Here is a 20,117-nt window from a genome sequence, read left to right as displayed (position 1 = left end):
CGCGATGCCTCAGTTCCGCACCCGTAGGTGCGTCACCCCGCCGTCCACTTCGAGCGCGGTGCCGGTGGTCGCGCTCGACCGCGGACTCGCGAGGAACGCGATCGCGTCGGCCACCTCACGCGGGGTGACCATCCGCCCGATGGCCTGGCGGGCATCCATCGCGGCGCGTTCGGCCACGGGGTCGTCGAAGGTCTGCAGCAGCCGGTCGACGAACTCGGTCGCCACCGTGCCGGGACTCACCGCGTTCACTCGGATGCCCTCGCCGACGTGGTCGGTAGCCATCGCGAAGGTGAGCGACAACACGGCGCCCTTGGATGCCGAGTACAGCGCCCGACGCGGCAAGCCGTTGAGAGCGGCGATGGAGCAGACGTTGACCACTGCGGCGTGGGCCGACCGGCGCAGCCAGGGCAGCGCGGCGGTGGTGACCCGGGCGATTCCGGTGACGTTGACGTCGAGCACGCGCGCCCAGTCGGCGTCGTCGTTCTCTTCGACCGTGCCGACCGCGGCGATGCCCGCGTTGTTGACGAGGATGTCGATGCCGCCGCATTCCGCCGTCAGCGCATCGACCGCCGCCGCGATGGATGCCCGGTCGCGCACGTCGACGGTGTAGCCGTGCAACTCGGTCGGCAGCCCCTCGACCGACAGGTCGAAGACGCCCACCGTCGCCCCCCGGGCGGCGAGGGTGCGGGCGGTCTCCAGGCCGATCCCGGCGGCTCCCCCGGTGACGACCGCGACGAGCCCGTCGAGGTCCCGCTCGCTCATGCCGCCACCAGGGTCTGGCGGGCCCGGCCCAGTCCGTCGATCTCGAGCTCGACGACATCCCCCGCCACCAGGTAGGGCTGGTCGGGTCGGCCGAGCGCGACCCCGGACGGGGTGCCGGTGTTGATGAGGTCGCCCGGGTGCAGCACCATGAACTGGCTCAGATACCAGACCAGGTACGGCACGTCGAAGATCATGTCGGAAGTGTTGCCGGCCTGCATCTGCGCGCCGTTGACCCACAGCCGCAGGTCGAGGGCGCGCGGGTCGGCCACCTCGTCGGCGGTCACCAGGTGCGGGCCCAGCGGGTTGAAGGTCTCGCAGCTCTTGCCCTTGTCCCACTGGCCGCCGCGTTCGAGCTGGAACTCGCGCTCCGACACGTCGTGCGAGACGACGTAGCCGGCGACCAGGGCCTCGGCCTCCGCCGGGGAGTCGAGGTAGCGGGCCTCGCCCGCCAGCACCACGCCGAGCTCGACCTCCCAGTCGGTCTTCACCGACCCGCGCGGAATGCGCACGTCGTCGAACGGGCCCACCACCGTCGTCGGGTCCTTCAGGAAGACGACGGGCTCGGGCGGCAGCTCGGCGCCCGTCTCGGCGACGTGGCCGCGGTAGTTCAGCCCGATGCAGACGATCTTTCCGGGTTGCACCGGCGGGCCGACCCGCAGCTTGGCGGCACCCGGCAGCTCGATGAGAGTGCCCTGGGCGAGCGCGTCTGACACGGCGCGGATGCCGTCGGCGGCGAAGAAGGACCGATCGATGGCCGGGGCGATCGGTCGCAGATCGAAGCTGGTGCCCGCCACCTGCACGACCGGGATCTGAGCGCCGGGTTCACCGAGTTGGGCGAGGATCACGGCGCATCCCGTCGGGTCCGCGAGAGGTAGATCGCCTCCGCGGTGCCGCTCCACACGTGCGCCGCCTCATCCCCGCTGAAGCCATCGAGCACGTCAAACATCATACCTTTCCAGAGCTCGAACCCTCCGCCCAGGTTCAGCACCGGCCAGTCGCTTCCGAACATGCACCGGGCCGGGCCGAAGGTCTCAAGGGCGTGGCGCAACCACGGGGCGAGCGTGGCGGTCGTCCGCTGGTCGGGTGCCGCCTCGGTCAGGAGCCCCGACAGCTTCACGACGACGTTCGGCAGCGCGGCGAGCCGATCCATGTCGGCGGCCCAGGAATCGAAGGCGTCGGCCTGGATCGTCGGCTTGCCGAGGTGGTCGAGCACGAACTGCACGTCGGGGCACTGCGCCACCAGCTCGATGACCGCCGGAAAGTGGAGCTGACGGATGCAGAGATCCATCGTGAAGTCGTAGGCGGCGAGCGCCTGCACCCCACGGACGAACTCGGGCGACCTCGCCAGCTGCGGGTTCTCGTCCTGAAGTAGGCGGCGCACGCCCACCACGAGGGGAAGCTCGGCGAGCGCGGCGAGGTGCGCGGGCAGGTCGCTCGGCACGTCGAGCGGGGCGAAGGCCACGACCGCCTCGACCGGGGCCTCGGGCGCGAGCTGCGAGAACCAGCGCGCCTCGGCGATGCCCTGCTCGGGAACGCATTCGGCCTGCACGGCGACGATGGCGTCCGCCGACCAGCCGGTGGCGGCGAGGTCGCGCGGCAGGTGGGAGGGCTGAAGGGCCGCGTCGGCGTCCTGCAGCCAGAGGGTGGTGAACCGTTCGCGGTCCCAGAAGTGCACGTGGCTGTCGATGATGCGCGCGGAGTTCACGGTGTTCCTTTGAATCGTGGTCGTTCCGTGACACGGCCGCCGTGCCGGTCGAGTGGGGGAGCTCGACCGGCACGACGGCGCGTGTGTTGGGGGAGAGAGGGATTACTGGAAGTCGGCCGCGTTGTCCTTGGTCACCATCTCGGTGCCGGTGTCAATGAGGTCGGGGAGGTCCTCGCCGTTGGCCGCGTCGAACGCCGCCTGAACGCCGAGTTCTCCCATCTTGGCCGGGAACTGCGCGACCGACGCCGTCTGGTCACCCGCCAGGATCGAGGCCACCTCGTCGGGCGACGCGTCGAATCCGACGGTGATCAGACCCGACAGCCCAGCCGATTTGACGGCCTCCAGCGCGCCGAGCAGCGGCGGGCCGCAGGCGGCGTAGATGGCGGTCAGGCCGGGGTTGGCCGTGATGATGTCCTGGCCGGCGTCGAGACCCTTGGTCTGGTCGCAGTCGGTCGGAACCGTCGCGACGACCTCGGCCGCGTCACCGAGCGTGTCGAGCATGCCGTCGACGCGAGCGTCGAGCGACGGGTTGCCCAGCACACCCTGGAGGACGGCGATGGTGGCGCCGTCCGGCAGGTTCTCGGCGAGCCAGGTGCCCGCGAGCTGACCGCCGGCGTAGTTGTCGGTCGTCACGACCGTCGACTTGCCGTCCCAGTCGGGGATGTCGTTGTCGATGAGCACGACCTCGATGCCGGCGTCGACGGCCTTCTGCAGCTCGTCGGCGAGTGCGGGGCTCGTCGGGGTGATGGCGATCGCGTCGACGCCCTGGGTGACGAACGACTGGATCGCGGCGATCAGACCCTCGTCGTCGGTTCCGCTCTCGCCCTGGGCGAACAGCACCTCCGCGCCGGGTTCGGCCTCGTCCCACGCCTTCGCGGCATCGACCATGATGTCGAAGAAGTCGACGGGGAACTTGGTGATGAACCCGATGGTGATCACATCGTCGTCACCGCCCCCGGGGGCGGGCGTGTTACACGCTGTCAGCGACAGCGCAACGGCCGCTGCAGCCGCAGCTGCGGCAGCGCGCAAGTAGCGCATCTTCTTCATCGCATTCCTTTTCTTGGTTGAGGTGGTTGCCGGGGTTCTGGGGGCCATTGGGGCGTCGCTCAGTCGTCTCCTCCGACGATGAGCGAGACGAGCCGGGCTCGATTCGCAGGAGTGGGGACTTCTTCACCGACCACGCGGCCCCGGCGCATGACGACCGCGCGGTCGGCGAGTTCCATCACGTGATCCATGGCGTGCGAGATGACGATCACCGCGCACCCTTCGTCACGGAGTCTGAGGATGAGGTCGAGCACTTGGCGCGACTCACGAAGCCCGAGAGCGGCGGTCGGCTCGTCGAGGATGACGACGCGGGATGCGAAGGCGGCGGAGCGGGCGACCGCGATCGCCTGGCGCTGGCCACCGGACATCATGCCGACCTGCGCGGAACGTTGGGGAAGGTTGATCTTCAGCCGCCCGACCAGGTCGGTGGAGTGCGCGGTCATCTGCTTCTGCTTCATCCACCGCAGGCCCCGCGGCAGCCACCGCGGCACCGCCTCTTCGCGACCGACGAAGAAGTTGGCGGTCGTGTCGAGGTTGTCGAAGAGGGCCAGGTCTTGGTAGACGGTCTCGATGCCGGCGTCGCGGGCGACCGCAGGGCTGGTCATCGTGAGGGGCTCGCCGTCGACCTCGATGGTTCCCGCGTCGAGACGGTGAACACCGCTGATGCACTTGATGAGGGTCGACTTGCCGGCACCGTTGTCGCCGAGCAGTGCGAGGATCTCGCCGGCCCGAACGTGCAACGAGACGTCGTCGAGGGCGAGCACGGCCCCGAAGCGCTTGGTCGCGCCGGTGATGGCGAGGGTCGGAGTGTCGGTCATGCTGACGCCGCCTTGAGAACTCGGAACCGCGCCTCGAGCCGGGTGCGGATGACATCGGACTCGACGGCGATGACGATGACGACGCCGATGACGATGAGCTGCAGGAAGCCTTCGACGTTGAGCAGGTTCATGCCGTTGCGGATGACGCCGATCATGAGGGCGCCGATGAGCGCATTGCCGACGTTGCCGCGGCCACCGAGGAAGCTGGCGCCGCCGATCACGACCGCGGCGATGGCGTCGAGTTCGGCGAGCTGGCCGAAAGTCGGCGAGCCCGCGTTGAGTCGGCCGGCGGTCACGATCGCCGCGACTCCGGCGAGCAGACCGCTCATGATGTAGACCGACACGATCACCCCGTTGCGGGGAACGCCGAGGCGCCGCGCGCCTTCGGGGCTGCCGCCGACCGCGTAGATCCAGCGGCCCCACACCAGGTTGCGCAGCATCAGGGTGACGAGGATCGCGACGCCGGCGACCAGGAAGGCCGCGTTGGGGAACCACGAGGCCAGCCAGGCCGCCGAGCCGCCGCCGATCGTGGTGACGACCTCGGGCATCCCCGAGACCGGCTGGCCGCCCGAGAGACCGAGGGCGAGGCCGCGGGCGATGCTGAGCGTCGCGAGCGTGACGATGAAGGGATGCGGCAGCCGCCCGTACACGTACCCGAAGCCGTTGACGGCACCGACGAGGGCTCCGGTGAACACCATGGCGAGGATCGTCGTGAATCCGGAGTCGGTCTCGGCGTAGACCAGCGCGCCGACGACGGCGGCGAGGGCGAGGGTCGATCCGACCGACAGGTCGATGCCGCGGGTGAGGATGACGAGCAGCTGCCCCATGGCGAGGATCGCGATCGCGGCGCTCTGGGTGAGCACGTTGCCGAGGTTGCCGGGTGTGAAGAACACCGGCGAGAGTCCCGCGAGAACCGCGATCATGATGACGAGGATCAGGAAGGGGCCGAGGCGCAGCAGCCACAGCATCGTGCCCACGAGCCGCGCACGTGCGGCCTCGGATGCCGTGCCGACGGCGGGCGACTGGGCGAGCTCGGCCGGCCCGGGGATGGTGCGGGAGTCAGACACCTCGAACAGCCTCCTTGCTGATTGGGGCGACTCTAACCAGAAAATCATCCGATGTCTAGCGCTGTCGCGCCTCAGTTTCTCCCCAGCCTGGCCGGTTTGCCCGGTAAAGGTCAGATTTATCGGGCGTGAGAGATGCGACGACTCGCGCCCTTTCATCTGATCTATCCCCCGAGCGGCCCTATCATGGCGACGTGACCCGAGCTGATGACGCTGTAGTGAGTGCCCTTCCCCCGGGCCTCTCGCAGACCGATGTCGTCGTTCAGAGCATCAAGGCGATGATCACCCGCGGCGACCTCACGGCCGGATCGCGGCTGCCCGTCGAGAAGGATCTCGCCGAAGCGCTCGGCGTCTCGCGCGGATCGCTGCGCGAAGGGGTGCGCGCCCTCTGCATCATGGGCGTGCTCGAGACACGCCAGGGCGACGGCACCTATGTCACCTCGCTCGACAGCACCCTGCTGCTCGCGCCGATGGCGTTCATGGTCGACCTGCAGGGTCCGGAGCACCGGCACGACCTGCACGCGGTGCGCCGTATTCTCGAGTCCGAGGCGGCGGCGCGCGCCGCGATGCACATCACCGACGACGACATCGCCGCGGCGCGCACCCTGCTCGACGAGATGCACGATCTCGTGTTCGAGAAGGCGGCCATCGACCACGAAGCGGTGCTGAAGGGCGACCTCGCCTTTCACCGCATCCTCGCGAAGGCGTCCGACAATGGCGCCCTCGCGGCCCTGATCGACGCGCTCGCCGACCGCACCGCGCTGGCTCGGCGCACGTTCGGCCTCCAGCACGAAGAGCAGGTGCGCACGGCCTTCCGCGAGCACGAGGCCATCCTCGCCGCGATCATCGCCCGCGATCCGGACCGCGCCCGGCTGCAGATGAGCCATCACCTGCTGGCGATCGAAGACTTTCTCCACGACGACGACTCGCTGGCCGCGCCCGCCCAGTAGTCCCCGTCGGGGAACCGGAATCGCTCGATCGACGCCGGGTGCATCTCGGCGCTGTAGCCCGGCGCCATCGGCAGGCGGTAGGCGCCGGCCTCGACGATGCACGGCTCGACGAAATGCTCGTGCAGGTGGTCGACGTACTCGGTGACTCGGCCCTCGAGGCTTCCCGAGACCGCGACGTAGTCGAACACCGACAGGTGCTGCACCAGCTCGCACAGCCCGACGCCGCCGGCATGCGGGCAGACCGGCACGCCGAACTTCTTGGCCATCAGGTAGACGGCGAGGATCTCGTTGACGCTGCCGAGCCGGGCGGAGTCGAGCTGGCAGAAGTCGAGGGCTCCGGCCTGGAACATCTGCTTGAACAGCACCCGGTTCATGCCGTGCTCCCCCGAGGCGACGCCGATCGGCGCGACGGCGCGGCGGATGGCGGCGTGCCCGAGTACGTCGTCGGGACTCGTCGGCTCCTCGATCCACAGCGGCGCGAACGGCGCGAGCGCGTTCACCCACTCGATCGCCTGCGGCACATCCCACACCTGGTTGGCGTCGATCATCAGGGCCGCGTCGGGGCCGATCACCTCGCGGGCGATCGAGAGCCGGCGGATGTCTTCGTCGAGGTTCGCCCCGACCTTGAGCTTCACGTGCCGGTAGCCGGCATCCACGGCCTCCTGGCAGAGCCGACGCAGCTTCTCGTCGGAGTAGCCCAGCCAGCCGGCGCTCGTCGTGTAGCAGGGGTAGCCCGTGCCCTGGAGCTCGGCGATGCGCTGCTGGCGCGTCGGCGCGAGTTCGGCGAGGATCGCGATGGCTTCTTCGCGGGTGAGGGCGTCGGAGAGATAGCGCAGGTCGGCCGCATCCACCAGTTGCTCGGGGCTCATCTCGGCGAGCAGCTGCCACAGCGGCACCCCGGCGGCGCGGGCGGCGAGATCCCAGACGGCGTTCATGACGGCGGCGAGCGCGAGATGGATGACGCCCTTGTCGGGTCCGAGCCAGCGCAGCTGCGAGTCGCTCTGCAGGTCGCGGTAGGTGGCCCCGAGGTCGCCGATCACCTCGGCGACCTCGCGCCCGATGAGCGGGAGCGCGCGCTGCCGGGCCGCCTCGACGCAGAGATCGTTGCCGCGGCCGATGGTGAAGGTGAAGCCGAAGCCGGCGAGGTCGGGGTCGTCGGTGACGATGTGCACGTAGGCGGCCGAGTAGTCGCCGTCCTTGTTCATCGCATCCGACCCATCCATGCTCAGCGAGGTGGGGAATCGGATGTCGGTGACGGAGACCGACGTGATCGTGGTCATGGGGTGAGCGCTCCTGTTCTGTCACGCCGCCGACGTCTTCCAGCGTGCGCCCGGAACTGGAACTGAAGCGTGTCGAGTCAAACATTAGATGTTTCGGGCTCGGAACGTCAATTCAGCGGCCAAAACATCGTAAGATTGCCGGAAACATCTAGTGTTTGGCCGAAGGAGGCCCCGTGCTGACTGCCCGTTACCTCGGCGATCGCGCCGTCGACACCGCCGAGGCGCAGCCCGAGCCGCCGCCCGCGGGGCAGGTCCAGGTGCGCGTCGCCTACAACGGCCTGTGCGGCACCGACCTGCACATCCTGCACGGCGCGATGGATGGCCGGGTCACCCGGCCGCTGATCTTCGGTCACGAGGCCAGCGGTGAAGTCGCCGCCGTCGGCGACGGGGTGACCGGATGGGCGGTCGGCGATCCGGTCGTCGTCATGCCCCTCGACTGGGACGGCACCTGCCCGGCCTGCCTCGCCGGCCACCAGCACATCTGCCAGAACCTGACCTTCATCGGCATCGACTCCCCCGGCGCTCTGCAGGAGGTGTGGAACGTGCCCGCCCGCACCCTCGTGCGGCTGCCCGCCGGCCTGCGGCTCGATCACGCGGCCCTGGTCGAACCGGTCGCCGTCGCCGTGCACGACGTGCGCCGCTCCGAACTCGCGCCCGGTGACAAGGCGGTGGTGATCGGCGGCGGCCCCATCGGCGTGCTCATCGCGACGGTCGCCCGGGACGCCGGCGCCGACGTCGTCGTCATCGAACTCGACGCCGCGCGACGGGCCCAGATCGCCGACCTCGGGTTCGCGACGCTCGACCCGACCGCCGCCGACCAGGTCGCCTGGGTCGAGGAGTGGACGGGCGGGGCCGGCGCCGACGTCGTCTTCGAGGTCTCGGGTGCCGCCCCCGCCGTGCTCGGAGCCACCGGCCTGGCGAAGGTGCGCGGCACGATCGTCGTCGTCGCCATCCATCCCACCCCGCGGCCGATCGATCTGCAGCGCATGTTCTGGCGCGAGCTGCGGCTGCTCGGCGCCCGGGTCTACGAGGCGACCGACTTCGAAGCGGCCGTCGACCTGCTGGCGCGGGGCGTCATCCCGGCCGACCTGCTGATCACCAAGATCGTGCCGCTGAGCGGAACGGGGGCGGCCTTCGCCGACCTCGAGGCCGGCCGCGCGATGAAGATCCTCGTCGATGTGAGGGACCACTCGTGAGCGCGTTCGACCTGCACGGCACCACGGCCCTCGTCACCGGAAGCCGTCGCGGCATCGGGTTCGCGATGGCGGAAGCCCTCGCCGCCGCGGGAGCCGACATCATCGGAGTGAGCGCGCAGCAGGAGGCGACGGGCAGCGCGATCGAAGCCGCCGTTCGGGCCCATGGCCGCGAGTTCGAGGCGCTGTCGTGCGACTTCTCCAACCGCGACGCCACCCTCGCCCTCACGCGCGAGCTCGACGGCCGGCACATCGACATCCTGGTCAACAACGCCGGCGCGATCGAGCGCGCCCCTGCCGCGGAGCACCCGCTCGAGTGGTGGGACCGGGTGCTGCAGATCGACCTCTCGAGCCCGTTCGTGCTGACCCAGGCCGTCGGCCGCGGGATGCTGGAACGGGGGCGCGGCAAGGTGATCTTCACGGCGTCGCTGCTGAGCTTCCAGGGCGGCATCAACGTTCCCGGGTACGCCGCGGCGAAGTCGGGCATCGCCGGACTCACCCGCGCGCTGTCGAACGAGTGGGCGCCGCACGGGGTCACCGTCAACGCGATCGCCCCCGGCTACATCGCCACCGACAACACGCAGGCGCTGCGGGCCGACCCGGAACGCTCGGCCGCGATCCTCGCCCGCATCCCGGCCGGCCGGTGGGGGTCGGGCTCCGATCTCGCCGGGGCGACGGTCTTCCTCGCGTCCCCGGCCTCCGACTACGTGTCAGGTGTTGTGCTTCCCGTCGACGGTGGTTGGCTGGGCCGATGATCGCCCTGCCGCCGGCACTCTCCGGGCATCGGATCGTGCCGGTGCTCGTGATCGACGACGCCGGCTTCGCCGTGGATGCCGCGGCCGCCCTGGCAGCGGGCGGCATCGGCTGCGTCGAGATCACCCTGCGCACGCCGGCCGCCCTCGCCGCGATCACCGCGATCGCGGACGCCGGAACGTCGCTCGTGGGCGTCGGCACCGTCGTGACCCCCGACGACCTCAACCGGGCGGCGGATGCCGGGGCGCTGTTCGTCATCACGCCCGGGGTCGACCGCGAGGTCATCGACCTGGCGCGTGAGCGCGGCCTCGACATCCTGCCGGGCGTGGCGACGGCGACCGACGTGCTCGCGGTGCTGCGCAGCGGGCTGCGCGCCGTGAAGCTGTTCCCGGCCGACATCCTCGGCGGTGTCGACCTGATCGCCGCCCTCGCCGGGCCCTTCCCCGACGTCGCCTTCGTGCCGAGCGGCGGGGTGTCGCCCGCCAACGTCGCGAGTTACCTCGCCCACCCGAACGTGCCCGCGGTGAGCGGCAGCTGGATGGCGGGGCGGCAGCTGCTCGCCTCCCGGGATGTGGCGACCATCGAGCGGCTGAGCCGCGAGGCCGTCGCCCTGGCAGGTGCCGGATGACCGGCGCCGTCGTCACCCTCGGCGAGACGATGGGGCTGCTGCGCGCGACGGGCATCGGCTCGCTCGAGCACATGTCGGACTTCGCGCTGCACATCGGCGGCGCGGAGAGCAACGTCGCCATCGGGGCGGCTCGGCTCGGCCGTTCCGCCGTGTGGATCGGCCGGGTCGGCGACGATGCGCTGGGCCGCCGGGTGCTGCGCGAGCTGCGTGCCGAAGGGGTCGCGGTGGATGCCGTGGTCGACCCCGAGGCGAGCACCGGGCTGATGCTCAAGGAGTCGCCGACGCAGGGCACGACCCGGGTGTCGTACTACCGGTCGGCGAGCGCCGGCAGCCGGCTGAACGTCGGCGATCTCGATCTCGACGCGATCGCCTCCGCCGGGGTGCTGCACGTCACCGGCATCACCCTCGCACTGTCGGACTCCGCCGAGCAGGCGGTGTTCGCCGCGGTCGACGCCGCCGTCGAAGCCGGTGTGCCGGTGTCGTTCGACGTGAACCACCGCACGGCGCTCTGGGGTGACCGCGACCCCCGGGCCGCGTACCGGCGGGTGGCCGAGCTCGCGACGATCGTCTTCGCCGGGCCCGAGGAGGCCGCACTGCTGGTCGGCCCCGGCTCGCCCGCCGAACTCGCTCGCCGCATCGCCGACCTCGGCCCGGCCCAGGTGATCGTGAAGCTCGGCGAAGACGGCTGCGTCGCCTCGATCGACGGCGAGGCACTCGCCACGCACGCTGAGCAGATCACCCCCCTCGACACCGTGGGAGCCGGGGATGCCTTCGTCGCCGGCTACCTCGTCGCGCTTCTCGACGGCCTCGCCCCGGCCGACCGCCTGCGCCAGGGCGCTCGCTGCGGGGCGTTCGCCTGCCTCGGCCCCGGCGACTGGGAGAGCCTGCCGCGCCGTAGCGATCTCGACGCGTTCGGCTCAGGCGACCCCGTCATCCGCTGAAGGCGTTGCTCAGGGTCGTCGGCGACCGAGTGCCCAGATCGCGATCTCGACCCGATTGCGCACCGCGAGCTTGGTCATGAGGCTCGCCAGATGCGTCTTCACGGTGCTGAGGGTGATGTGCAGCTCGGCGGCGATCTCGGCGTTGCTGAGGCCCCGGGCGACGGTCGCCAGCACCTCTTCTTCGCGCGAGGTGAGCGGCTCGAGCGGCTGCGACACCGGCTCGGGCTGCGGCTGTCGCGCGAACGCTTCGAGCAGCCGCACGGTGACGTTCGGTGCGATCAGTGCGTCACCCTCGGCGGCGGCGCGGATGGCCTGGCCGAGCAGCGCCGGCCCGGCGTCTTTGAGCAGGAACCCCCGCGCCCCCGCCCGCAACGCGGCGTACACGTACTCGTCGAGATCGAACGTGGTGATCACCACGACGGCCATCGGATTCTCGACTCCCGGCCCGGCGAGCATGCGGGTCGCGTCGAGGCCGTCGAGCCGGGGCATCCGGATGTCGAAGAGGCACACATCGGGTCGCAGCGATCGGGCGGCCTCCACGGCCTCCTCGCCGTCGGCCGCCTCGCCGACGACCACGATGTCGTCCTGAGCGTCGAGAATCGTGCGCAGCCCGGTGCGTACCAGCTCCTGATCGTCGGCGATGAGCACGCGAATCGTCATGCGAGTGCTCCCCCGCGCGGCAGATCGGCGGTGACGATCCAGCCGCCGCCCGGCGCCGGACCGGCGGTGCACACTCCGCCGAGCAGGGCGGCGCGCTCGGTCATGCCGGTGATGCCGTAGCCCGGCGCAACGGCCGCGCCGCCCGCGCCGTCGTCACGCACGGTGAGGTGCACGCGGTCGCCCTCGACCGCGACGTGCACGTCGATGCGGGTCGCTCCGCGGGCGTGGCGGCGGGCGTTCGTGATGGACTCCTGGGCGATCCGGTACACGGCCGCCGCGACCAGCTCGGGCAGGCGGTCGAGGTCGCCCGCCGAGGTCAGCGCGACCGGCGGGGTGCCGTCGGCGAGTCGGTGCAGATCGTCGAGCCGCCCGGCGGGCGCGAGAGTCGGCTCATCGTCGCCGCGCAGCATCCGTACCATCGAGCGCATCTCGCTGAGCGTGCGCGATGCCTCGCCCTCGATCACCCGGAGCGCCGTCGTGGCCGCATCGGGATTCGTGCCCGCGGTCGCCAGGCCGGCCTGCGCCTGGATCGCGATCGCCGAGACGTGGTGCGCGACGGTGTCGTGCAGGTCGCGGGCCAGTTCCGCGCGTTCGTTCGCCTTCGCGCGGTCGAGTTCGCGCATCCGCGACCGGGCCGCGAACCGCAGCAGCAGGCCGAGCAGTCCCACCACGCTGAGGAACGCGAACCCGCCGATCAGGTTGGTGAGGTCGATCGGCGGCGCGAGCGTGGAGGCCAGGGTCGACGCGACCATGATCGCGAGCCCGACGACGATCGCGCGGCCCGAGCCCCAGCGGAACACCGAGTAGATGATCAGCAGCAAGAGGACGCTCGTGTAGAGACCCAGGTCGTGGCCGGTGACGAGGCGGAAGACGCTCGTGACGGCGAACGAGATCACCAGCATGAGCAGAGGATGCGTGCGGCGCCACAACAGCGTCGGAACGATCGCGATCAGGACGACGACGGCCGCGAGCGCATTCGGCAGGTCGGTGCGCACGAGGCCCTCGAACACGGCCAGCAGTGGCAGGAGCGCGACGAGCAGCCAGTCGCGCCACACCCGCGTCGGAGGTGCCGGCGATGCGGAGGGCGCGTTCCACACCGAACGCCATCGCCGGATCATGCCGCTCATGCTACGACCGGCGGATGGCGACCTCGGCCACCGCGAGGTTGATGACCCAGCCGGCCGCCAGGAGCGCGATCGTCGTCATGGCGTCGGGCATGGCGCCACCGCTGAGCAGGATCCACGCGAATGCGGTGAACACCTGGGTGCCGGCGCCGATGCCGACCGCATACCCGCGGATCATCCAGGCGCGGTGGGCGCGGAAGTCCCGCCGCAGCACCGCTCGCAGTCCGAGCAGGATGCTGGTCACCATGAGGGCGCCGAAGAACAGCCGCATTGCCGTGTCGAGTTCAGGTCGCGGGTAGAAGACCCCCATCCACATTCCCGAGAGCCCGGCGATGAGGCCGGCGGGCGCGACGATGCGTCCGGCGATGCGGTGCCAGCTAGGGCGGCCCGTCCGCAGCCGTGGAACGAACTGCAGGGCGCCGAGCAGGCAGTAGACGGTCGCGCCGATGATGTGCGCGATGACCGGCACGGGCGAGTCGAAGAAGCGCGCGTTGGCCGCGGTGACCTCGGCGCCGACGGCGAGCTCGGTGAGGCGCAGGGCCCCGGCGATCACGGGCACGAGGCTGAGCAGGATCAGCCCGGCGGGAATGAGCCAGGCGGGGCGCCGAGCTCGCGACGAGCGGGTGGATGCCGGGGTGGGAGTCTGTGTGGTCACCTCCCCAGGCTGGCCGGTTGCTTCGCCTCGGGCATCGGGCGAAAGTACGGACTTCGCGCGCCGAAGGGCTGAGCCGGCTAGAGCTCGTCCCAGAGGGCTTCCGGGATGGGGCGCGCGTAGCGTTCGACGCCGCTCGCCGCCTCGGCGGCATCTCGCGCTCCCAGCACGGCGGAGACGACCGCCGGATGCCGCAGCGGAAACTGCACCGCCGCATCCGGAAGCGTCACCCCGTGCCGCTCGCAGATCGCGGCGAGCTCGCGGGCGCGCCGCACGAGGTCGGCGGGCGCGTCGCGATACTCGTAGATCGCGTCGTCGGGCACCTCGGCGCGGGCGAGCAGCCCCGAGTTGTAGACGGCGGCCGCGACGACGCCGACGCCGCGTTCTTCGGCGGCCGGCAGCAGGTCGTCGAGGGCCGACCGGTCGACCAGGGTGTAGCGGCCGGCGAGCATCACGACGTCGATGTCGCACTGCCGCACGAAGTCGGTCAGCATCGCCGACCGGTTCATGCCGACCCCGATCGCGCGGGTGACGCCCTGCTCGCGCAGCTCGATCAGGGCGTCGACACCCGTCGTCGACGCGGCATCCCAGTGCTGGTCGGGGTCGTGCAGATAGAGGATGTCGATGGTGTCGAGCCCGAGCCGCTCGAGGCTCCCCTCCACGGAGCGCAGAATGCCGTCGCGGCTGAAATCCCACCGACGTTCGAACGCGGCCGGCACCAGGAAGTGCTCCGCGACATCCAGCTCGTGCGCCCGCTCCGGGGTGGGGACCAGCAGCCGGCCGACCTTCGACGAGATGACGTACTCGTCGCGCGGGCGGTCGCGCAGCGCGGCGCCGAGGCGCCTCTCCGAGAGGCCGAGGCCGTAGTGCGGGGCGGTGTCGAAGTAGCGCACCCCGCCGTTCCAGGCCACGTCGACCGCTGCGTGGGTCGCCTCGTCGGTCGTCTCGCGGAAGAGGTTGCCGAACGAGGATGCGCCCAGTCCGAGCTCGGTGAGGGCGACCCCGGTGCGCAGTTTTCGAGTGCGGATGTCGTGTCTCCTGGGTTCAGTCGAGGTGCCAGACCTCGTCGAGCTCTTGCCAGTTCGGCTCCGGCGAGTCAGCATCGAACGGCAGCTGGCAGGGAGCGGTGTGCGCCCACCACTCCTGCGTCACCACATCCTGCGCCATGCGAGCCTGGTCGGCCGCGTAGTCCTCCCCGATGTACTCGAAATAGCCGAAGAGCACGTCGCCGCGCACGAAGATCGTGAAGTTGCGGATGCCGCAGTCGGTGATCGTCGCCTCCACCTGCGGCCAGACGGCACTGTGCAAGCGCAGGTACTCCTCCCGGCGTTCCGGCCGCAGCCGGCACACCATCCCGAAGCGCCGCGTCATTCCTTGGTGGCCCCCGCCAGCAGGCCGCTCACCAGGAATCGCTGCGAGAACAGGAAGATCACCAGCACCGGGGCGACGGCGATGAGCGTCGCGAGCGCGAGCTGGGGAAGGCTGATCGTGATGGACGAGACGGTGGTCGGATTGAACAGGGGCACGTTCGAGATCAGTTCCGCCAGACCGACCTGCACCGGCATCTTCCGCGACCCGGGCTCCATGACGAAGGGCAGGAAGTAGTTGTTCCAGTTCGTGACGAAGTTGAAGAAGCCCACGAGTGCGATGACCGGGGTCGCGAGCGGCATCGCGATGCGCCAGAACACCTTGAACTCGCCGGCGCCGTCGATGCGGGCGGCGTCGAGGAGGTCGCGCGAGACGCTCGTCGAGAAGTAGATGTACGCCAGATAGACGCCGAACGGGAAGAACGAGAACGGGAGGATCACCGCCAGCGGCGACCCGATGAGGCGCACGACGCTCAGCTCGAGGAAGATCGGCAGCACGAGGGCCGTGTTCGGGATGAGCATCACCATGAGAGTCGCGACGAGAAGCGGCCGGCGCAGCCGGAAGCTGGTCATGGCGAGCGCGTAGCCGGCGGGGATCGTCACGATGAGCGTGAGCACCAACGCGGCGCCCGAGTACAGCACCGAGTTGCCGAGCCAGGTCCAGATGATGCCGTCCTGGAAGCCGACCAGCGCGTTCCAGTTCTCGGCGAGCTGGTCGAACGAGCCGAAGCTCAGAGGGTGCTCACCGTCGAGGCCGTTGAGTTGGGTCGTGCTCTTCGTCGGGGCGAGCAGCAGCCACACCAGCGGGAACACGAAGAACAGCGTGAAGAAGACGATGACCGCCCCGGCGAGTACGCGGCCCACCCAGCGTCCGGGTGCGAACCCGGTGGGATCGGCGCCGAGCCTGGCCGCCTTCGAAGACTCAGTCGCGCTCAAAGAGTCCTCCCTTGAAGACGAAGAACGCGGCAAGTGCCATCGCCACGACGAGCAGAAGAATCGAGATCGCGGCGGAGCCGTTGAAGTCCCCCTGCGGACCGAACGCGATGAGGTAGGCGAGCTGATTGAGGGAGTAGTCCTTCGGCACCACGCCCCGGCTCGCCAGGCTGAGGATCTTGGGCTCCACGAACAACTGGCTGCCGAAGGCGAGCGAGATGACGGCCATGTACGCGATCCACTTCCGCAACAGCGGGATCTGGATGTACCACGCGGTCTTGATGGGGCCGGCGCCGTCGATGCGGGCCGCCTCCATGATCTCCTGGGAGATGTTGTTGAGGGCGCCGAACATGATGATGATCCATCCGCCGGCGCCCGTCCAGAACGCGATGACCGTGAAGATCACCGGAAGGTTGGGCTGGGCGACGGTCTGGATGAAGCTCGTGAATCCGAACTGCCCCAGCACGACGGACACCGGGCTGACGCTGGGGTCGAGCAGGAAGAGCCAGAGCATGACGCCCGCCGAACCGGCGAATGCCCCGGGGATGTAGAAGAGGAAGCGCGTGGTCGACGAGAGCCACCGGACGCGCACGGCGTGCACGATGAGCGCGAGCACGACGACGAGCACGATCAGCGACACGACCCAGATCGCCACGAAGATCGCGACGTGCTGCACCGCCGGGAAGAACCGGAAGTCGCCGAGGATCTTGACGAAGTTGTCGAGGCCGACGAACTGCCCGGCCTTGGTGAGCGAGAGGTACAGGGCGTAGGCCATGGGCAGAACGCCGAAGACCAGAAGCAGTACTCCGTAGCCGCTGGAGAACAGGTAGCCGATCAGTGTCTGCGCCCGGTTTCGGCTCCGCGGGCGTTTGGCGACCCGCTGCCGCCCCATTGCGGGGGCGGCAGCGGGCACCGTGGTGTCAGGATGCGAGATGGTGCTGTCGCTCTCTACTTGACCGTGTAGCCGTTGACTTGGGCATCGTTCTCGTACTTGGTCTGCCACTCGTCGACGACCGACGCGATGGTGCCGCCGGACGCAAGCGCCGGAGCCACGATCTCGGCCCAGGCGGGCTCGGAGCTGAAGGCCAGCGTCGCTCCCCACCCTTGCCAGATGTTGCTGGCTCCCGTGCTGACGACATCCTTGAACGTGTCGGAATTCGCCCAGTAACCGCTGGAGGCCTGCACGTCCAGCCACTCGCTCGCGGTCGACTCGTAGGCCGGGAGACCCGTGATCAGTTCGACGGAACGGGGGCCGCTCACCGCGTACTGCAGGAAGGCGCCCACGGCTTCGAGGTTCTTCGAGTGGCTCGAGCCGTACCAGAACCCGCCACCCACGTTGCCGGTGGCGATGTCCTCGCCCTCCCAGTGCAGCGGGTAGCCGGCACCCCACGTGCCCGCGGGCGCGTCGAGGATGTCGGGGTTCTGGATGATCGCTCCCGTGAACCACGTCGGGCCGGGGATGCCGAGCACCTTGTCCTTGTACGCCGCCGGGAAGTCGGCGGTGAACAGTCCCTCGATCGCCAGGGTGCCGTTCGCGAACATGTGGTCCATGAGGTCGATCATGCGGGTCGTGTGGTCGTCTGAGAAGTCGGCCGAGAAGGTGTCCCCGTCGACCGTGTAGATCGGCGCCTGGGCGCTCCACATGTTCGTCAGCACGGCGGTGAAGGGATCACCGATCGAGCCGAGGATGTATCCGGGGTGCTCGGCGGCGAGCTTGTCTCCGAGCGCCTGGTAGTCCTCCCAGGTCTCCGGGATCTCGTACCCGAACTCGTCGAACAGGGCCTTGTTGTACCAGAACACCACGGGCGCCAGGTTGTCGCGGACGCCGTAGACGTGGCCGTCGACCGTGACGGGGTCGAGCGCGTTCGCCGTGTAGCCGTCGAGCCACTCCTGGTCGATCACTCCCTGGTCGAGAGCCGCGGCGAAGGCCTGAACGCCGTTCTGCTCGCGGGCCGCCCAGCTGGCGTCGTTCACCTGTGTCGACCACACGACGTCGGGCCAGCCTTCGCCCGCCTGGTCGAAGAGCGAGATCTTGGTGTGGAACGAGTCGCTGCCGCCGGAGTTGCCGTCGTACGTCTCGATGTTGACGGGGATCTCGGGGTGATCCTCCTGGAAGGCTTCCACGATCGCCGTGCGGTCCGCGTCGACCCAGATGGTGATGGGGCTGTCGGGCACCTGCTCGACGGCGGGGAATCCGTAGCTATCGTCTGTTCCGGTGCCGCCTGAGCAGCCGGCCGCGAGAAGCACGACGGTCGCGGCTGCGGCGGTCAGGCTCATCGCGCGTCGGATGCGGGGGAGACGGTGATGCTGTGCTGACATGTCGCGTCCTTTTCTGTCGACGTCTTTGACGACTGCACGGCCGAACCTGGCCGCGTGCGCACCATTAGATCATACATGTGATGAATGATGCAATCCTGGCTGCGCGCCCGAGTGATCGGATGACCGCGCGGCATCCGATCACTCTCTCGGTCAGACCGAAACCCGGCGCCCGGTTTCGTGCGAGGTGATCGCGGCGTGCGCGAGTTCGAGCGCCCGGCGCCCGGCCGAGGCATGCACCGGAGGCTGCTCGCCCGCGCGAAGGGCCGCAAGCACGGCATCCACGTGCCGGTCGAACGTGCCGTGGAAATCGCGCGCCTCATCGTTGAAGTACCCGGCGCGCCAGACCTGAGCCGTCTCGTCGCCTGCGCGCTGGATGCTCAGCTCCCGCACGGTGTCGTGAATCATCAGACGACCTTCCGTGCCGTTGATCTCGACGAGCTGCGAGTCGGGGTAGGCGTACGACGAGTCGTAGCTGCCGAGCATCGTGCCGACCGCGCGATTCCGGAACTCGAGGGCGAGCGCGACGGTGCTCCAGTCGCCGTAGGTGGCATCCGTCATCTGCGCCGCAACCGACGAGATCGGGCCCACCAGGTGCTCGAGCATGTCGAACCCGTGACACTGGGTCTCGATCAGGTTCGCGTGCCGCGACGTGCCGTGGTTCGCCTCCCCGCCGAACCGCCAAGTCGCGAACACGGGGGTGCCGATGGCGCCGTCGGTGATCGCGGCATGGGCGCGCTTGACGGGTTCGGCATAGCGGTGGTTGAAGTTGATCGCGAAGAACAGACCCCGCTTCGCGGCTTCGACGAGCAGCGTGTCGGCCTCGGTGAGGTCGAAGACCAGCGGCTTCTCCACGAGCAGCGGCACTCGCGCTTTCACCAGCCGCAAGGTCACCTCGAAGTGCTGCTCGTTGGGCAGGCACACGGTCACCAGGTCGGGCCGGGCCCGCTCGAGCATGACGTCGAGGTCGGTGAATCCCAACGTGCCGTAGGCGGCGGCGCGCACCGCGGTGCGGTCGGGGTCGCGCCCGAGCACGCCGACCAGCTCGGTGTCGGGCCGCCTCGAGAAGATCCGGGCGTGCTGCTCTCCCCATCCCCCGGTTCCGACCACGGCGACTCGCATGACGCCGATCCTAGGTGGGCTCCGGGGGGCATCAGCTAGCTTGGGTCGCATGGATGCTCGCACCGCGATCGTCACCGGAGCCGCCCGCGGCATCGGGGCGGCGGTCGCCCGGCGCCTCGCCGCCGACGGATTCCAGGTGGGCGTGCTCGACCTCGACCCGGCGCACTGCGCCGAGGTGGTCGAGTCGATCGGGGCCGCCGGGGGCCGGGCGCTGGCGCTCGGGGCCGACGTCTCCGACGAAGCCGACGTCGCCGCGGCGGTCGCCCGGTGCGCCGCGGAACTCGGCCCGCCCGTTGTGCTGGTCAACAACGCCGGCATCCTGCGCGACGATCTGCTGTTCCGCATGACGAGCGACACCTGGGATGCCGTCATCAACGTGCATCTACGCGGCGCGTTCCTGATGACCCGCGCCTGCCAGGCGTTCATGACGCAGGCGAAGTGGGGCCGCGTCGTCTCGATGTCGAGCATCTCGGGTCTCGGCAACCGCGGTCAGGCCAACTACTCGGCGGCGAAGGCGGGCATCGAGGGCTTCACCCGCACCGTCGCGATCGAGCTCGGCCCGTTCGGCATCACCGCCAACGCGATCGCCCCCGGCTACATCGACACCGAGATGGTGCGCCAGACCGCAGAACGCATCGGCAAGCCGCTCGAGGAGTTCATCGCCGCGATCGCTGCCGAGGTGCCGGTGCGCCGCATGGGTCAGCCGGAGGACATCGCCGCCGCGGTCGCCTTCTTCGTGCGCGACGATGCGAGTTTCGTCACAGGTCAGACCCTCTACGTCTCGGGCGGCCTGGCGCACGCCTGA

22 protein-coding genes are annotated in these 20,117 nt (G+C 69.8%); 6 read left to right on the top strand and 16 right to left on the bottom strand.

What is annotated here, in order from left to right:
• Window positions 1-9: 9 nt before the first annotated feature.
• From IE173_RS12625 to IE173_RS12600, 6 genes are all read right to left on the bottom strand, one after another.
• Window positions 10-762: an SDR family NAD(P)-dependent oxidoreductase gene (locus tag IE173_RS12625; protein ID WP_191283862.1), complete on the bottom strand. Its 753-nt coding sequence runs from the start codon at window positions 760-762 to the stop codon at window positions 10-12.
• A complete protein-coding gene (locus tag IE173_RS12620; RefSeq protein WP_191283860.1) occupies window positions 759-1,607 on the bottom strand; it encodes a fumarylacetoacetate hydrolase family protein in 849 nt (282 codons plus the stop codon). The genes IE173_RS12625 and IE173_RS12620 overlap by 4 nt, the downstream gene beginning before the upstream one ends.
• The gene (locus IE173_RS12615) at window positions 1,604-2,467 is read right to left on the bottom strand and encodes an amidohydrolase family protein (protein ID WP_191283859.1); all 864 of its coding nucleotides are present in this window, start codon (window positions 2,465-2,467) and stop codon (window positions 1,604-1,606) included. Before IE173_RS12615 ends, IE173_RS12620 begins: the two co-directional genes overlap by 4 nt.
• A 102-nt stretch (window positions 2,468-2,569) precedes the next feature.
• Window positions 2,570-3,514 carry a sugar ABC transporter substrate-binding protein gene (locus IE173_RS12610; protein WP_191283858.1) on the bottom strand — a complete coding sequence of 315 codons (945 nt, stop codon included), beginning with the start codon at window positions 3,512-3,514 and terminating at the stop codon, window positions 2,570-2,572.
• A gap of 59 nt (window positions 3,515-3,573) precedes the next feature.
• On the bottom strand, window positions 3,574-4,329 hold the full coding sequence (locus IE173_RS12605; protein ID WP_191283857.1) for an ATP-binding cassette domain-containing protein: 756 nt from the start codon (window positions 4,327-4,329) through the stop codon (window positions 3,574-3,576).
• Window positions 4,326-5,396: an ABC transporter permease gene (locus IE173_RS12600; RefSeq protein WP_229842095.1), complete on the bottom strand. Its 1,071-nt coding sequence runs from the start codon at window positions 5,394-5,396 to the stop codon at window positions 4,326-4,328. Before IE173_RS12600 ends, IE173_RS12605 begins: the two co-directional genes overlap by 4 nt.
• Before the next feature lie 191 nt (window positions 5,397-5,587).
• Between IE173_RS12600 and IE173_RS12595 the strand changes: the two genes are divergently transcribed.
• Window positions 5,588-6,343, top strand: coding sequence for a FadR/GntR family transcriptional regulator (locus IE173_RS12595; RefSeq protein ID WP_229842094.1), 756 nt, complete (start codon window positions 5,588-5,590; stop codon window positions 6,341-6,343).
• Here the strand turns inward: IE173_RS12595 and IE173_RS12590 are convergent.
• Window positions 6,280-7,623, bottom strand: coding sequence for an L-fuconate dehydratase (locus IE173_RS12590; RefSeq protein ID WP_191283856.1), 1,344 nt, complete (start codon window positions 7,621-7,623; stop codon window positions 6,280-6,282). The two genes, IE173_RS12595 and IE173_RS12590, sit on opposite strands and share 64 nt — an antisense overlap.
• 173 nt (window positions 7,624-7,796) lie before the next feature.
• Here IE173_RS12590 and IE173_RS12585 point away from each other — a divergent pair, with 173 nt between their 5' ends.
• Genes IE173_RS12585 through IE173_RS12570 form a run of 4 tightly spaced genes read left to right on the top strand, consistent with a single transcriptional unit; the run spans window position 7,797 to window position 11,138 of the window.
• The gene (locus IE173_RS12585) at window positions 7,797-8,819 is read left to right on the top strand and encodes a zinc-dependent alcohol dehydrogenase (RefSeq protein WP_191283855.1); all 1,023 of its coding nucleotides are present in this window, start codon (window positions 7,797-7,799) and stop codon (window positions 8,817-8,819) included.
• Window positions 8,816-9,571 carry an SDR family oxidoreductase gene (locus tag IE173_RS12580; RefSeq protein ID WP_191283854.1) on the top strand — a complete coding sequence of 252 codons (756 nt, stop codon included), beginning with the start codon at window positions 8,816-8,818 and terminating at the stop codon, window positions 9,569-9,571. The genes IE173_RS12585 and IE173_RS12580 overlap by 4 nt, the downstream gene beginning before the upstream one ends.
• Window positions 9,568-10,197: a bifunctional 4-hydroxy-2-oxoglutarate aldolase/2-dehydro-3-deoxy-phosphogluconate aldolase gene (locus tag IE173_RS12575; RefSeq protein ID WP_191283853.1), complete on the top strand. Its 630-nt coding sequence runs from the start codon at window positions 9,568-9,570 to the stop codon at window positions 10,195-10,197. The genes IE173_RS12580 and IE173_RS12575 overlap by 4 nt, the downstream gene beginning before the upstream one ends.
• Entirely contained in the window at window positions 10,194-11,138 is a 945-nt protein-coding gene (locus IE173_RS12570; RefSeq protein WP_191283852.1) for a sugar kinase, read from the top strand. Before IE173_RS12575 ends, IE173_RS12570 begins: the two co-directional genes overlap by 4 nt.
• A gap of 9 nt (window positions 11,139-11,147) precedes the next feature.
• Here IE173_RS12570 and IE173_RS12565 read toward each other — a convergent pair whose 3' ends face one another.
• The 9 genes from IE173_RS12565 to IE173_RS12525 all read right to left on the bottom strand — a co-directional run bounded on the left by IE173_RS12565 (window position 11,148) and on the right by IE173_RS12525 (window position 19,312).
• Entirely contained in the window at window positions 11,148-11,798 is a 651-nt protein-coding gene (locus tag IE173_RS12565) for a response regulator (RefSeq protein WP_191283851.1), read from the bottom strand.
• Window positions 11,795-12,916: a sensor histidine kinase gene (locus IE173_RS12560; protein ID WP_229842093.1), complete on the bottom strand. Its 1,122-nt coding sequence runs from the start codon at window positions 12,914-12,916 to the stop codon at window positions 11,795-11,797. The genes IE173_RS12565 and IE173_RS12560 overlap by 4 nt, the downstream gene beginning before the upstream one ends.
• Before the next feature lie 10 nt (window positions 12,917-12,926).
• The gene (locus IE173_RS12555) at window positions 12,927-13,577 is read right to left on the bottom strand and encodes a DUF2306 domain-containing protein (RefSeq protein WP_191283849.1); all 651 of its coding nucleotides are present in this window, start codon (window positions 13,575-13,577) and stop codon (window positions 12,927-12,929) included.
• 77 nt (window positions 13,578-13,654) lie between these two features.
• Window positions 13,655-14,602: an aldo/keto reductase gene (locus tag IE173_RS12550; RefSeq protein ID WP_191283915.1), complete on the bottom strand. Its 948-nt coding sequence runs from the start codon at window positions 14,600-14,602 to the stop codon at window positions 13,655-13,657.
• A 16-nt stretch (window positions 14,603-14,618) separates the two neighbouring features.
• The gene (locus IE173_RS12545; protein WP_191283848.1) at window positions 14,619-14,945 is read right to left on the bottom strand and encodes an L-rhamnose mutarotase; all 327 of its coding nucleotides are present in this window, start codon (window positions 14,943-14,945) and stop codon (window positions 14,619-14,621) included.
• Window positions 14,942-15,877 carry a carbohydrate ABC transporter permease gene (locus IE173_RS12540; RefSeq protein ID WP_191283847.1) on the bottom strand — a complete coding sequence of 312 codons (936 nt, stop codon included), beginning with the start codon at window positions 15,875-15,877 and terminating at the stop codon, window positions 14,942-14,944. The genes IE173_RS12545 and IE173_RS12540 overlap by 4 nt, the downstream gene beginning before the upstream one ends.
• Window positions 15,864-16,787, bottom strand: coding sequence for a carbohydrate ABC transporter permease (locus IE173_RS12535; protein ID WP_229842092.1), 924 nt, complete (start codon window positions 16,785-16,787; stop codon window positions 15,864-15,866). The genes IE173_RS12540 and IE173_RS12535 overlap by 14 nt, the downstream gene beginning before the upstream one ends.
• Before the next feature lie 35 nt (window positions 16,788-16,822).
• Window positions 16,823-18,193, bottom strand: coding sequence for an ABC transporter substrate-binding protein (locus tag IE173_RS12530; protein WP_191283846.1), 1,371 nt, complete (start codon window positions 18,191-18,193; stop codon window positions 16,823-16,825).
• A gap of 150 nt (window positions 18,194-18,343) precedes the next feature.
• Window positions 18,344-19,312, bottom strand: coding sequence for a Gfo/Idh/MocA family protein (locus IE173_RS12525; protein ID WP_191283845.1), 969 nt, complete (start codon window positions 19,310-19,312; stop codon window positions 18,344-18,346).
• Window positions 19,313-19,361: 49 nt separating this feature from the next.
• Here IE173_RS12525 and fabG point away from each other — a divergent pair, with 49 nt between their 5' ends.
• Entirely contained in the window at window positions 19,362-20,117 is a 756-nt protein-coding gene (gene fabG / locus IE173_RS12520) for a 3-oxoacyl-ACP reductase FabG (RefSeq protein ID WP_191283844.1), read from the top strand.

Source organism: Pseudolysinimonas yzui (genome assembly GCF_014653215.1).
Lineage (GTDB): Bacteria > Actinomycetota > Actinomycetes > Actinomycetales > Microbacteriaceae > Pseudolysinimonas_A > Pseudolysinimonas_A yzui.
The sequence above is the reverse complement of the archived record's forward strand: the minus strand, read 5'-3'. Positions and strand labels throughout refer to the sequence as shown.